Here is a 14,512-nt window from a genome sequence, read left to right as displayed (position 1 = left end):
ATTCATCATTAAAAATAAAAAAGTTTCAGCAAGATCGGCTCACTGAAACTTTCACTCTTTTATTAATTTAATGTTCGTACCAAATAAACTTCATCGCAAAAACCTTTTAACGCATTGTATATCCGTTGGGCACGAGACTGTTTTTGACATAGCGCAAAACAAGTCGGACCACTCCCACTCATTAAAGCCACATCTGCTCCGTATTTCATCATACGATCCTTAATCTGCTGAATAATCGGATGTCGTTCAATTGTGATGTCTTCCAAACTATTGCCCATATTGGCCACCATTTGCTTGTAATCACCTGCAGCCACAGCTGCTTTTAATGCCGCAATATTAGGATGATGAATCTTCTCAACATCTACTTTCGGAAAAACTGTCCGCGTAGAAACACTAATACGTGGTTTTACTAAAACTACCCAGCACGAAGGAATTGGTCTAATTGGAGCTACAACTTCTCCTTTTCCCCCTATAAAAGAAGTTGTGCCATATAAACAATAAGGAACATCCGTACCAATTTTCACACCAATTTCAATCAGTTCTTCCGTTGAAAGGCCTAAATTCCAAAGTCGGTTCATCCCTCTTAGTGCGGCGGCAGTATCACTACTGCCTCCACCCAGTCCTGCCGCGACAGGAATTTGTTTTTGAATCGCGATTTTCACACCTTTTTTTATACCATAACGTTCTTTTAATAATTGTGCCGCTTGGTAAACGTTATTACGCTTGTCAACTGGCAAAAAGGCTTTGTTGGTTTCAATGATGATTTGATCTTCTGGCAGTTCTTCTATTGTTAGCCGATCTGCTAAATCAACACTGGCCATCACCATCTCCAATTCATGATACCCGTCTTCACGTTTATACAAAACGTCTAAACCTAAATTGATTTTCGCAGGTGCTTTTTCAATGATCTCCACCTTTCCACCTACCTTTCTCTTTTTGGCAATTTACACAAAAATTGCCACAATCGTTGTGTATTCTATCATAGCAGAAGATGATTGTATAGTTTAAGAAAAATACCTTTGAAATCACTATTTTAATAATATTTTTTCTTTTTACGATAAATTTATAACCCTGTTCAAAATATTTGAAGAAAAATGAAGTTGGTCCTACAATATAGGTAGTAAAAGAAAGGTGTGATAAAAAATGGCAGACTTATTTCCCCGTAGTTTTTCAGATGGCGAAGAAATGATTGGTCGCTTAATGAATAATTTCTGGCAAGATCGTTCCTTAGCTACTGACATTAAAGAGTTCGACAGTTATTACGAAGTAAAAGCGGATCTTCCTGGCATTAACAAAGAAGATATCAAGGTTACTTATGCAAACGATACGTTGACAATTCGCGCCAAACACACCACGAACAACGAAGAAAAAGATGATGAGGGGCATTATTTACGACGTGAACGTACTAGCAGCACTTACGAACGTAGCTTTGCGATGAAAGACATTGCTGAAGAAAATATCAAAGCTTCCTTTGAAAATGGTGTTCTAACTTTAAATTTGCCGAAAAAAATTGTTAAAGAAATTCACGGCAAAGATATTCCAATAGAATAAACTTTTAGTTGGCCTTTAAACAGGTTGGTTTCCTTTTTTAAGATATCGCATTGTGATATAGCGATATCTTTTTTATTCCCAGTAAATAACTTCTACAAATAGAAAAACTTTCATTCTTTAATTTTTCATGAAGTAAAAGTAACTTAAAACAAAGGAGGGGTTCAATGGATTTTGATGTATTGTTTTTAGGCAGTGGACAAGGGGCATGGAACGGTGCCATTCCGATGGCTAAAGAGGGCTTAAAGGTTGGTGTGATTGAGGAAGGGTTATTTGGCGGTGTATGTACTAATCGTGGTTGTAACGCCAAAATCACTCTTGACCGCCCAGTCGAAATTTTACGGCAAGTAGAACAGTTAAATGGTCGTGGCTTTGATAGTCTCCCTGCTTTAAATTGGCAAAACTTAATGACACACAAGCATGAAGTGATTGATAGCTTAGCTGAAGGAAACAAACAAAAACTAGAGAACGCTGGTGTTACAACAATCATTGGTCACGGTAGGTTTATTGATAAGCATACAATTGAAGTTGCCGATAAAAACTACACGGCAGAAAAAATTGTCATTGCCAGTGGTTGTTTACCCCATCGCTTAAATATTCCGGGTAGTGAATTATTTCATGACAGTACTGACTTTCTTGTGATGGAAGAAATGCCAGAGAAAATAACTTTTATCGGCGGTGGCTACATTGCAATGGAATTTGCAACTGTCGCCAACGCTTTTGGTAGTGATGTAACTGTACTTTTGCGGGGCAATGATCTTCTGAAAGACTTTCACCAGCCTTTTGTCAAAGAAGTTGTCGCAGATCTGAAACAACGAGGAGTAAAATTTCAAAAAAATATTGTCTTAGAGTCAGCAGAAAAAACTGAAAAAGGCATCGTTTTACATGGAAAAGAAGGTTACCAACATACAACTGATTATGTTTTAGACGCCACCGGACGTGTCCCTCAGACGCAACATATGAATTTTGAAGGCATAGGATTAAACTTTGATCCTATTAAGGGAATTTCTGTTAACGAATACTTAGAAACTAATTTATCAGATGTTTATGCTACTGGTGACATTTTGGATAAAAAGCAACCCAAAATTACTCCTGTGGCCGCTTACGAATCCCAATATTTAGCTCGTTTATTCACAGGAAAGACAAATCAACCAATACGCTATCCGCCAATTGCGCAATGCGTCTTTACTTCTCCACGCATTGCTTCAGCTGGAGTAAGCCCAAGAAAAGCTGCACAAAATCCTCAAAAATATACAATTACCACTATCGATTATGCCGACAAAGATTGGTTTCATCAAGTCGGAAATGATACAATTAACAAGCTCACTCTCATTTATGACGAAGCGCGCTACTTGGTCGGAGTAACTAATATTGGAAATGACGCGGTAGAAACCGTGAACGGTTTACTGGATATGATGCAGGCCAAAATTAAAGCACCTGATCAAGAAGAACTCATTTATATTTTCCCAAGTATTGCCCATTCTTATATGAAGTATATTTAGTAAAAAATCTTTTATACAATAAAAATAGTAACCCGAAGAAAAGATCTTCGCCGGGTTACTATTTTCTGTTTATTAACCGATTACCTCAACTTCACCAATCTTGGTTTGTTGGGCAATTTCACCAGTTTGATTTAGTGTAAAGCCGGCGATTTTTTCCGTATTCGTAAAGGCAACAACAACATCTGTTTGTTTACCTGCGTCTAATACTTCTTCTAAATTCATCAAAGACAAGAGTGTATCTGGCGTAACAGTATCACCAACTTTAACCAACACTTCAAAAGGTGCGCCTTGCAATTCTACTGTATCTAAGCCCATATGCACCAACACTTCAGCACCAGCAGGCGTCTTAATTCCAATCGCGTGTTTGGTTTCAAAGATACTCATGATTTTACCCGTAACAGGTGCATAAATTTCTTGCGCTTTTGGCTTAACAGCAAAACCGTCTCCCATCATTTTTTGTGAAAAAACAGGATCAGAAACTTGGCCAATTGCAATCACTTCTCCTTCTACAGGTGCATAAATTTCTTCTTTTGTAACAACGCCAGGTGCATTGTCAGACACGCTAGCTCCCTCATTTGAATGCGTCACACTAACAGCTGAGCCACCAGCTGTTGCCATAGCTAAACCACTTTCATCTAATTCTGGCTCTAATTTATTTAATACTTTTACTTTGCGAAGAACAAATGTCATAACAAAAGTAATCGCCATTGTAACAAGGATAGAGATAAAGACCATTGGATAGTTTTCAATTTTGAAAGATAAGAAACCTGGTAGACCACCAACACCAATCCCCAATGCGCGGGTATTGGTAATCGTAATCAGCATACCGCCAACAGAAGAGCCAACCATTGCAGCCACAAAAGGATAAACATACTTCAAATTAATCCCAAACATTGCTGGTTCAGTTACACCTAGATAAGCCGAAATTGTTGCTGGAACTGAAATTTGTTCTTCTTTTTTGTTGCCACGATGTTGAAAATAAATCGCTAATACTGCTGTTCCCTGTGCAATATTTGATAGCATAATCATTGGCCAAAGATTGGTCGAACCAAAGTCAGCTACTAACTGTGAGTCAATTGCCAAAGTAGTATGATGTAACCCGGTAATAACCAATGGTGCATATAGACCACCAAATACTAAACTAAACAACCAACTAAATGATGAAGATAAACCAGCATTTACCACGTAAGAAATGCCAGAACCAATTTGCCAACCAATTGGGCCTAGAATCATATGTGCAGCTAAAATCGTCGGTAATAGTGAAAATAGCGGTACAAAAATCATCGAAACAGCTTCAGGAATGTGTTTTCTAAAGAAACGTTCTAAATAAACCAACATGAACCCTGCCAACATAGCCGGAATAACTTGAGCTTGATACCCGATTTTTTCAATGGTGAAAAAACCAAAATCCCAAGACCAGTTTTTCGCGATGTCAGCAGCACTAGTTCCATTTACAGCGTATGCATTTAATAATTGCGGTGAAACCAAAGTAATCCCTAAAACAATACCCAAAATTTGTGTTGTTCCCATCTTACGCGTAATAGACCACGTAATACCAACTGGCAAGAAATGAAAAATTGCTTCACAAGGTAACCATAAAAAGCCGTTGACGCCATTCCAAAAAACAGAAGATTCTGTAATGGTTTGACCACCTAGCCAATCTAACGGCACACCTTCTAAAAAGTTCCGAAAACCCAACATTAGACCACCAACAATAATTGCAGGTAATAATGGTGTAAAAATTTCTGCTAAAACGCCGATTAATCGTTGCGCGATATTTTGATTTTGCTTGGCAACAGCTTTACTTGCCTCTTTTGAAACGCCTTCAATTCCCGATACTGCCGAAAAGTCATTGTAAAAATCTGGTACTTCGTTCCCAATAATAACTTGAAATTGCCCAGCATTTGTAAATGTCCCTTTAACGCTAGGTAAATCTTCAATCGCAGAAACGTTTGCTTTACTATCGTCATTTAAAACAAAGCGCATCCGTGTAACACAGTGAGTAACAGCAGCAATATTTTCCTTACCACCTAATTCTTTCAACAATTCTTCTGCATCTTGTTGGAATTTCCCCATAGTTAAAACCCCTTTCATTTTTAAAACTTGTATATATAAGTTCATCAACTAAAAACATCATACCTTTACCGCCAATTTTTTGCAAGCGTTTTATTAACAAAAAACATATTTTTCTCATTTGAAAAAAAGTGTTTACCTTATATAATATGCTATATTATCACACATAAAAATATCAACGTTTTACCATACTTTATATTTTTTTGAATTAACTCATTATTATCATTATATTTTTATATTTCCCTTACCAGTTGAAATCGTTATCAATTTGATTTATAATTGCATTACATGTATAGACAAGTAACAGAAAGGGGAATTCTATGAACTTAGCAAAAATAAATACTGATGGTCCAATTTGGCAAGTAGAATTACCAACAAAAAAAAGCCACGTTACAGGAACTAAAAATGAAAAAGCGCAACAATTAGCAGATATTCTAAAGAAACACTCCATTGCAGGCGGCATCATTTCAGGAGATGAAGTTTTACTCGATCAGCCGGATGGCATTTTTGAATTAAGTCAGTGGTTAACAGAAAATCTAAATTTGCCTTTTGTTTTAAACACAGACGATTTTGCTCAAGCTGCCTATGACTTGAAATGGGAAGTAACTTACCATGGCTATCGTCCAGGTAAAGATGAATATTCTGTCGAATCCCTTTTAACCGTTGGGAACGGCTTTATGGGCTTACGTGGAACGATGCCGGAAATGGAAATTAGCGATGCTCACTACCCAGCCACCTATTTAGCCAGCTTTTATAACACTGCTGCTTCTGTCGTATCGAATCAGACAATCTACAACGAAGATTTTGTAAATGCTCCGAACTTGCAAAAAATTTATTTAATTGTCGATAATGAAAGAATTGTTTTTGAAAAAGATCAAATAAAAAAATTAACTCGGACAATTCAAATGAAATCTGGCTTATTTACTGCTAATGCTATTGTAACGACAAAAACTGGTAAAGAGATTGCGATCTTAGTCAAAAAAATTGCTAACATGGAACATACTTCACAATACAGTATCCATTATGCTTTTATGCCCTTAAATTTTTCTGGCGACATCACGATTGGATCAGAAGCAGATGGTGCTGTATATAACTATAATGTTGCCCGTTATCGTAGTTTGACCAAAGAGCACTTGGATATTGTCAAACTGGATGCACAACATACCAAAGCACTCTTAATCGCAAAAACGAAAAATTCAAATATTACCGTTACGCAATATTCTGAGCTTTTCAGCGATAATATTGATTTAACACAATTAAAAAATACACTTACAGATAAAGTCGTTTGCCAACAAATTACTATTACGGCAACAAAAAATACATGGTATCACTTAGACAAAACTGTAAGTATCGCACAACGGCGGCAAAATGAGTTGCCTCTTGTAATTGATTTGACTAAAGTTTCACTCCCAGATTTTGAAAAAAGTGCCGCGCAATCGGCTAACGCATGGCAAATTTTATGGGAGAAAGCAGCGATTACAGTTACTGGAGATTTAATGAGCCAAAAATTATTAAATCTTCATACGTACCATCTTCTATCTTCTGCTTCACCAAACGGCAACAAAGGCTTAGATGCCTCTATTACCGCTCGAGGTTTACACGGAGAAGCTTACCGTGGGCATATTTTCTGGGACGAATTATTCATTTTACCGTTTTATATTATTCACTTTCCAAAAACTGCCCGAGAAATTCTTTTGTACCGATACCGTCGCCTACAAGCTGCTAAAATCGATGCCAAAAAAGCAGGATACAAAGGCGCTATGTTTCCTTGGCAATCTGGCTTAGATGGTACCGAACAATCTCAAGAACTCCACTTAAATCCAATTAGTGGTAAATGGAAAGAAGATCATAGTCGCTTACAACGACACGTTTCTTTGGCAATTGCGTATAATATTTGGCAATATTTCAACAACGCACAAGACGAAAATTTTATGAAACAATACGGTTTAGAATTGATGCTAGAAATTGCTCATTTTTGGGAAAGTGCAGCTCAATGGGACCAAGAGGCCAGACGCTATTTTATCCCTCATGTTATGGGACCAGATGAATTTCACGAAAGCTATCCCAACTCTGAACAAGGCGGTTTGAAAAACAACGCCTATACCAACATGATGGTTGTTTGGTTATTTGAAGAAATCCAACGGTTACAAGAAATTTTACCGACAGATTTTGCCGCAACGCTTGAAAAAACAGCGATTACATCAGAAACACTACAGCGGATGGCCGATATCAAAAATAGATTAGCCTTAGAAATTAACGAAGAAGGTATTATTGCCCAATTTGACGGTTATTTTGACTTAAAGGACTTGGACTGGGACTACTATAAAGAAAAATACGGTAATGTTTACCGCATGGATCGTATTTTAAACGCAGAAGGACATTCTGCAGATGAATATAAAGTAGCAAAACAAGCCGATAGTTTAATGATTTTCTATAATTTTCCCAAACAAAAAGTAGACGAGATTTTACAAGACTTAAACTATGATTTACCCCACGATTATGTAACAAAAAATTTAGCTTATTATTTAGCCCGTACCTCTCATGGCTCCACCTTATCACGGGTTGTTCACGCACAACTAGCTGCGATGGTGGACGATCAAGATTTAGCTTGGCAACTATATAAAGAAGCATTGTATTCCGATTATCGGGATATTCAAGGAGGAACAACTGCCGAGGGTATTCACGCTGGTGTCATGGCTGCAACACTTTATATTCCATTGACTACTTTTGCAGGCTTAGATATTCGCCAAGAAGTCTTAAACTTAACCCCGAACTTACCAAAAGCTTGGGAATCACTGGCATATAAGCTAAAAATCCGTGGCGTCCACTTTGACATTGCATTAACCCACGACGAAATTATTATCACTGCTGATGAAACAATTATCATTCATGTTTGTGGCAAGCCTGTTACACTAGAAAAAGGGATTCAAACAACGATTGCATATTCATAATGACATATAAGTTGCCTGCTATCTCTTATAAAAACTAGCTATGTAGCTGGCAACTTTTTACAAAAAAAGAAATGAGGAAAATTTATGAAAAAAGGTTTTATCTTTGATTTAGACGGTGTTATTACAGATACAGCAAAATATCACTTTATCGCTTGGCGCGATTTAGGTGCAGAAATTGGTGTCACCGTAGATTTAAAATTCAATGAACAATTAAAAGGTATCAGCCGGATGGATTCTTTGGACCGTATTTTAGCCCACGGCGGCAAAGAAAACGACTTTACATTGGATCAAAAAGAAGCTTTAGCAGCAAAGAAAAATACGCATTATGTCGAATTGTTACAATCTTTAACGCCAAAAGACTTACTACCTGGCGTTAAAGAATTTTTGGATGAAGCCAATGCAAAAGGTATTCCTTGTGCAATTGCATCTGCTTCTAAGAATGCTCCCTTTATTTTAGAAAAATTAGGTGTAAAAGATCAATTTGCTGGCATTGTTGATCCTGCAACCTTACACAAAGGCAAACCTGATCCAGAAATATTCATTAAAGCGGCTGAAATTTTAAACATTAAACCAGAAGAAGCCGTTGGTTTTGAAGATGCCCAAGCCGGAATTGACGGTATTAAAGCCTGCGGAATGTTTGCTGTTGGTGTGCTGTCTGGCGAACCATTGCATGGTGCTGACCTGACGTGTCATGAATTGACAGAGCTGAACCTAGATGAACTAGTACAAAAATAAGGATGAATATTCTTATTACTCTCACATAGATGATTGCAAAATACGAACAATTTTAAAAAGGAAGTTGCTTTTTATCCAAATGATTTTTACAATGAGGACTGGGAGGGGACGTCATGAATAAATTTCGGGAAATCTTTTTAGACTTGGAACAAAAAATTTTAAATGGTGAATATCCCCCACAATCATTGTTGCCAAGTGAAAATCAGTTAATCAAAGTCTATAATGTCTCACGGGAAACTGTTCGTAAAGCACTAAATTTACTAAAAGATGCTGGTTATATTCAAAAAAAACAGGGCAAAGGTTCTATCGTTTTAGATATCAATCGTTTTGATTTCCCTATTTCTGGTTTAACTAGCTTTAAAGAACTACAAGAAGCACAACACATCCCGAACCAAACAAAAGTAGTCGAGTTAAAAAAAGTTGCAGTTTCCCCTAATCTTAGCCAAAAAACAGACTGGCCAGTAGCAAGTGAAGCCTGGAAGCTCGTGCGAAAGCGAATTATCGAAGGGGAAGTAGCCATTTTAGACCGTGATTATCTGGCTATGGACATTATTCCTGAATTGCCAACCAAAAAGGCCGAAGATTCCCTTTATAACTACTTAGAAAATGATTTAGGCTTAGTTATTGCATATGCGCAAAAAGAAATCACCGTAGAACCAGTCGACAAAGAAATCCGCGAATTAATGGAATTATCCGCAGAAGAACAATACGCTGTTTTTGTTCGCAGCTTAGTTTTTTTAGAAGATACTCGTTGTTTTGAATACACCGAGTCTATCCACAAATTAGATAAATTTCGTTTCTTAGAATTTGCTCGGCGTCGAAAAGCATAACCAAGTTAAAAAAGCTGGTATAAAAGTTCTTCTAACTTTTATACCAGCTTTTTGACATCACCAGCAGGTTCCTAATAATTTTTTAGCGCTTAATGCTATAAATCCACTTACTCTTCCAAAATAACTTCTTCTACTAACGTTGGTCCTTTATTTTTTCCTCGCCCAATTAAACGCAGTAGTTGGGCGGAAGCTAAATAAAAGCTGCTTCCTTTCAAATATGCAAAATAACAACCTTCCCAGTGCGTTACGTATTTTTGTTTTCCACTAAAATTATCTTGGAAATTATAAATTGCATTTCCATAATTATAAATCATATTCATAATCCGTTCTTCAAAAAAAGCAAAAGGACCTTCGCCAACTTGAGCTAGTGGTGCCATACCTAAGTCGGCTTTTTTGTAACCTACTTTTTCCCAACTATCTAACATCCCTAAGATTAAAAAATTAGCTAATTCTTTAGGCGCATCTGTTTTGATGCGTAATAAATCATAAGAAATCCAGGTGCTTGAAATAGGCTGTTCTGTAATAAAGCCAACCAATTGATTTTCGTTATTGCGTACAACGGCCACTGGAGTACTTAAAACATATGCTGCTTCAAAACGGCCATTGCCAAAGTATTTTTCCCCTTTTCCATCCAGCCACTCTTGAGATACCGCAGTCAATTGCGGTAAAATTTCTTGCGGTAGAGTTTCATATTTTTTAAATGTATAGCCCTGTACACTTAACTTACGATAAACTTCTTGCTGAAGATAATCCTGTTTATTTAAAAGCGAGGTTCCAGTTTCTCCTATTTTAGCAAATTGAAACCCGAGATCATGTAATTGTACAACATATTTTTCACTGATCTTATAAAAAGCCAATTGGTAACCTTGCTTATCAGCGTCTTGCATAAAAGCCAGTGTAGCTGCTTGCCATAATGTTTTGTCCCCTAGCGGATCGCCTAAAACAAAGCAACGATTACTTTTGATTTGGTAACCAAATGCCACGCGATCTTGACCATGTACTTGGTAGTAGTAATAATAATAACCTGGTAATTCGAGGCGATGACTAGATTTTGTTCCTCCATAACGGGCCTGTAATTTTTCAAAACGACTTGCAACAAAAGCCTCTCCTAATGTTTCAGAGCTCCGGCTTAAATACTGTTGCAATGACAACAACGTCAATGCCCCCACCGCTAAACCTATTATCCCAGAAATCCAAACATCATCAGAAGGAAATAAGATAAACTGTCCTCCCATTAAATTCGCATTCCACCATTGACCACTGTGGAATCCTGCCACAGCGTAAGCAATTAATAATGTCCCAAATAGTAAAACATCAAAAATAATGGCGCCCCACGAGTAAACAAACTTTTCACGATAGAACTCTTTACGAGCCAGCCAAACTGCCAATAATATAAGACAATACACTATAATAAGGCGTAGTGACTGCGTACGTGAAATTGTATTAATAATGCCAAACAGCAAAACAAAAAGCGTCGGCACATAGGCTTTTTTTACTTTACTGTACAATCCCCTCGCTAAACCTAATAAAACAAATCCAATTAATAGATTCAGAGTTTGGTCTAAGAAGTTAAAAGAAAAAGGTAATAATAGTTCAAAAATGTTGCTCAAATTAGATAGATTCGTCACAGTTGATAACAACACCATCATAATGCCAGCAAAATAAACGGCAACTACTACCACCAAATGAGCAATACGTTGCAAAATAAGACGGGGTAAGTTATCAAAGAAACGGTTAAATTTCACACCAGTTTGGGAGATAAACAAAATCAACCCACTAAAAAAAGGAATCAAGTAATAAAAAAGGCGATAATACAGCAACCAGACCACTGTCTGATTTTGGGATAAACCCAATTGCCCCATCCCCAAAATCATTAAAACATCAAAAGTTCCCATACCGCCTGGAACCATCGTCAACATCCCAATTAAAGTAGCGATTAAAAACATTGGGTAAACCTGTTCAAGAGCGACTTGTAACTGCATGAGGTAGCCGATTCCTAAAAAAACAGCTAAAGCACCGCTCCACTGACAAAAAGAAGTAATTGCCAGCTGAATAACACCTTTAGGAAAAAGATCGTAAAATAGTTTTTTTCGTCGTAAATAAGTTAAGGTAAATAATGCTGGCGCATATAAGCTACCGCCAAAAAGCCAGATCCAATAATTTCGAAAGTGACTCGTATTGTGCAATAAAAAAATATCAATTAATAACCACAACGCCCAAAGCGATAAGCCACTAAACATAAAAAACGCAACTTTGGAAACAGTGGCTAAAACTTTTTTACGATCAAAGCCCTTCCCGTAAAAATTAGTTCGTAGGCTAGCTCCCACAATACCACCAAAACCAGCTAAGTTATTAATTGTGTTGGTAGTCCATGCTGCAATAAACCAACTGCCACGTGACATCTTTGCTCTGCCCGCCTCTTGTAAAACAGAAATGGTCACCCAGTCATATCCAAGCATTGGTAAAACACCTAAAAAACCTAGCAGTGCCATTAAAATTAATGTGCTAGTATCTTGCTTAGCCATCGTTTGGGCCACTTCTGCCCAACTCATCCCATGGGCAATATTTGCTACTTGATTGGCTACGAAAATTAAAATCGAGCCAAAGAAAATCAGCCGTAATAAGAAACTATGGTTTTTGACAAAAAATACCAGTCCCTTTAATTTTTCTTTCATGAAGTTTTCTCCTTATCTCACCTATTAAAGCAAACTGTATCGTAACTCTTTAGTTGCAATCATTAAAGTACAAACGATTTATTCCAAATGTTTGTCAACTTTTAATTTTAACGTATGTAGTTAGTTTTATGGTAGCCTAAATAACGTTTTTTTGCCAACTATGTTACTACAATTGAATCATCAGATACTTTACCGCAAAGAAAACGTTTATCTCAGTAAGAACAGCTATCATTTTTTTACTTAAAACTTGATATCTACTACTTCTTTTAACGATGTCAATTTACATAGCTACTTAAATGATCCATTAATAACCTCCTTTTTAATTAAAACATGTATGGGGAATAACTCACGCACTACGGCACAAAGAGGATGAAAAATTTATTTTTACTTACTTTTACTGAAAAGAATGCTCCATCTGTCACAGAACTTATACAAAAAACCCCGCTGATTAAAATCAGCGGGGTTTAACTTTAAATTATTTTGCGTAATCTGTAGCGCGGGTTTCTCGAATTACTGTTACTTTGATATGGCCTGGATAATCCAGTTCATCTTCAATTTTCTTGCGGATATCCCGGACTAAGCGAACCGCTTCTAAGTCTGAAATTTCTTCTGGTTTAACCATTACCCGGACTTCACGACCGGCTTGGACAGCGAAGCTTGATTCTACACCAGAAAAACTATTGGAGATATTCTCTAAGTTTTCCAACCGTTTGATGTAGTTTTCCAATGATTCACTGCGAGCACCTGGGCGAGCGGCAGATAATGCATCCGCAGCTGCAACTAAGACAGAAATTACCGACGTTGCTTCTGTGTCGCCATGGTGTGACGCGATGGCGTTAATGACAACAGGGTTTTCTTTGTACTTAGCAGCTAATTCTGCCCCAATTTCCACGTGAGAGCCTTCGATTTCATGATCTAGCGCTTTCCCAATGTCGTGAAGGAGTCCTGCCCGTTTAGCAAGTTGGACATCTTCACCCAGTTCAGCGGCTAGAATACCCGATAACTTGGCAACTTCAATGGAGTGGTTTAAAACATTTTGACCATAGCTGGTACGGAAATGTAAACGTCCTAAGATCTTAATTAGATCTGGATGTAAAGTGTGGGCGCCAACTTCAAATGCGGCTTCTTCCCCGTATTCACGGATGCGCTCATCCATTTCTTTACGAGATTTCTCCACCATTTCTTCAATACGTGCTGGGTGAATACGACCATCTTGGATTAGTTTTTCCAATGTCATACGGGCAATTTCCCGTCTAATCGGATCAAATCCTGACAACACTACTGCTTCTGGTGTGTCATCAATAATCAAATCAATCCCAGTCAATGTCTCTAACGTACGAATATTACGGCCTTCACGGCCAATAATCCGTCCTTTCATTTCATCATTTGGTAATGAAACAACAGAGACTGTCATCTCGGAAACTTGATCTGCAGCACAGCGTTGGATAGCAAGGGATAATAAGTTCTTGGCTTTACGATCCGCTTCTTCTTTTGCTCTTTGCTCAGACTCTTTCACCATTAGAGTTAATTCATGATTCAACTCTTCTTCGGTTGATTTCATGATGATCTCTTTGGCTTCATCACGGGACAAAGCAGCGATTTTTTCAAGCTCGTGCTGTTGTCCTTCGATTAATTTTTCGACTTCATTTTCTCGCTCGTCAATTAATTGCTGTTTCGCACTAAGTTTGGTTTCTTTTTCTTCCAGTGAGTTCTCGCGTTTTTCAATTGAGTCGTCTTTGCGATCAAGCAGCTGCTCTCTTTGGAGTAAGCGATTTTCTTGGTTTTTTAATTCAAGTTTGCTTTCCTTCAACTCACTTTCAATTTCTGCACGATACTTCTGATTTTCTTCCTTAGCTTCTAACAAGGCTTCTTTTTTTAGAGTTTCCGCTTCTTTTTGTGCACTAGCCAAAATCCCTTGGGCAGAATTTTGTGCCCCTGCGATCTCTTTTTCGTGACGAGATTTAGCAACGAATAGCCCTAATAAAACACCGACAATTAAACCGATGATAGCGAGGAGAATATACATTAAAGTCAATAGATCCACCTCCGTACTATCTTATTCAATTATTGTTCGTAGTTTTTTGATAAACTTTAATCTGAAATTATCAATATGCCTACATGCATATGTGTTTTTGACACAACTTTATTCTAATGTTTGTCGTAAGGGCTGTCAACTTATAAAAGTAAAAAGCACTTCT

9 protein-coding genes are annotated in these 14,512 nt (G+C 37.4%); 5 read left to right on the top strand and 4 right to left on the bottom strand.

Annotated elements, in window-relative coordinates:
- Positions 1–62 precede the first annotated feature (62 nt).
- Positions 63–914, bottom strand: coding sequence for a 4-(cytidine 5'-diphospho)-2-C-methyl-D-erythritol kinase (ispE, locus tag EsVE80_RS00910; protein WP_173102053.1), 852 nt, complete (start codon positions 912–914; stop codon positions 63–65).
- A gap of 229 nt (positions 915–1,143) precedes the next feature.
- Here ispE and EsVE80_RS00905 point away from each other — a divergent pair, with 229 nt between their 5' ends.
- Both EsVE80_RS00905 and EsVE80_RS00900 read left to right on the top strand, forming a co-directional pair.
- On the top strand, positions 1,144–1,551 hold the full coding sequence (locus tag EsVE80_RS00905) for an Hsp20/alpha crystallin family protein (RefSeq protein WP_173102052.1): 408 nt from the start codon (positions 1,144–1,146) through the stop codon (positions 1,549–1,551).
- Between the two features lie 164 nt (positions 1,552–1,715).
- Positions 1,716–3,050 carry a dihydrolipoyl dehydrogenase family protein gene (locus EsVE80_RS00900; protein WP_173102051.1) on the top strand — a complete coding sequence of 445 codons (1,335 nt, stop codon included), beginning with the start codon at positions 1,716–1,718 and terminating at the stop codon, positions 3,048–3,050.
- A gap of 72 nt (positions 3,051–3,122) precedes the next feature.
- Here EsVE80_RS00900 and treP read toward each other — a convergent pair whose 3' ends face one another.
- Positions 3,123–5,126, bottom strand: a complete 2,004-nt coding sequence (gene treP, locus EsVE80_RS00895; RefSeq protein ID WP_173102050.1) for a PTS system trehalose-specific EIIBC component — start codon at positions 5,124–5,126, stop codon at positions 3,123–3,125.
- A gap of 317 nt (positions 5,127–5,443) precedes the next feature.
- On the opposite strand from treP, the gene EsVE80_RS00890 reads away from it, so the two are divergent.
- The 3 genes from EsVE80_RS00890 to treR all read left to right on the top strand — a co-directional run bounded on the left by EsVE80_RS00890 (position 5,444) and on the right by treR (position 9,639).
- Positions 5,444–8,074 carry a glycoside hydrolase family 65 protein gene (locus EsVE80_RS00890; protein WP_173102049.1) on the top strand — a complete coding sequence of 877 codons (2,631 nt, stop codon included), beginning with the start codon at positions 5,444–5,446 and terminating at the stop codon, positions 8,072–8,074.
- Between the two features lie 84 nt (positions 8,075–8,158).
- Entirely contained in the window at positions 8,159–8,809 is a 651-nt protein-coding gene (gene pgmB, locus EsVE80_RS00885; protein WP_173102048.1) for a beta-phosphoglucomutase, read from the top strand.
- Positions 8,810–8,922: 113 nt separating this feature from the next.
- Positions 8,923–9,639: a trehalose operon repressor gene (treR, locus tag EsVE80_RS00880; protein WP_173102047.1), complete on the top strand. Its 717-nt coding sequence runs from the start codon at positions 8,923–8,925 to the stop codon at positions 9,637–9,639.
- Between the two features lie 107 nt (positions 9,640–9,746).
- Here the strand turns inward: treR and mprF are convergent, their stop codons facing one another.
- Positions 9,747–12,314 carry a bifunctional lysylphosphatidylglycerol flippase/synthetase MprF gene (gene mprF, locus EsVE80_RS00875; RefSeq protein WP_173102046.1) on the bottom strand — a complete coding sequence of 856 codons (2,568 nt, stop codon included), beginning with the start codon at positions 12,312–12,314 and terminating at the stop codon, positions 9,747–9,749.
- Between the two features lie 475 nt (positions 12,315–12,789).
- On the bottom strand, positions 12,790–14,340 hold the full coding sequence (rny, locus tag EsVE80_RS00870; protein WP_173104093.1) for a ribonuclease Y: 1,551 nt from the start codon (positions 14,338–14,340) through the stop codon (positions 12,790–12,792).
- Positions 14,341–14,512: the final 172 nt, after the last annotated feature.

This window comes from Enterococcus saigonensis, from assembly GCF_011397115.1.
Classification (GTDB): domain Bacteria; phylum Bacillota; class Bacilli; order Lactobacillales; family Enterococcaceae; genus Enterococcus_C; species Enterococcus_C saigonensis.
The sequence above is the reverse complement of the archived record's forward strand: the minus strand, read 5'-3'. Positions and strand labels throughout refer to the sequence as shown.

Excerpts from the sequence above, each read along its gene's own strand:
- EsVE80_RS00905 (WP_173102052.1), top strand. The coding sequence starts at position 1,144 with ATGGCAGACTTATTTCCCCGTAGTTTTTCAGATGGCGAAGAAATGATT.
- EsVE80_RS00900 (WP_173102051.1), top strand. The coding sequence starts at position 1,716 with ATGGATTTTGATGTATTGTTTTTAGGCAGTGGACAAGGGGCATGGAAC.
- treP (WP_173102050.1), bottom strand. The coding sequence starts at position 5,126 with ATGGGGAAATTCCAACAAGATGCAGAAGAATTGTTGAAAGAATTAGGT.
- EsVE80_RS00890 (WP_173102049.1), top strand. The coding sequence starts at position 5,444 with ATGAACTTAGCAAAAATAAATACTGATGGTCCAATTTGGCAAGTAGAA.
- pgmB (WP_173102048.1), top strand. The coding sequence starts at position 8,159 with ATGAAAAAAGGTTTTATCTTTGATTTAGACGGTGTTATTACAGATACA.
- treR (WP_173102047.1), top strand. The coding sequence starts at position 8,923 with ATGAATAAATTTCGGGAAATCTTTTTAGACTTGGAACAAAAAATTTTA.
- mprF (WP_173102046.1), bottom strand. The coding sequence starts at position 12,314 with ATGAAAGAAAAATTAAAGGGACTGGTATTTTTTGTCAAAAACCATAGT.
- rny (WP_173104093.1), bottom strand. The coding sequence starts at position 14,340 with ATGTATATTCTCCTCGCTATCATCGGTTTAATTGTCGGTGTTTTATTA.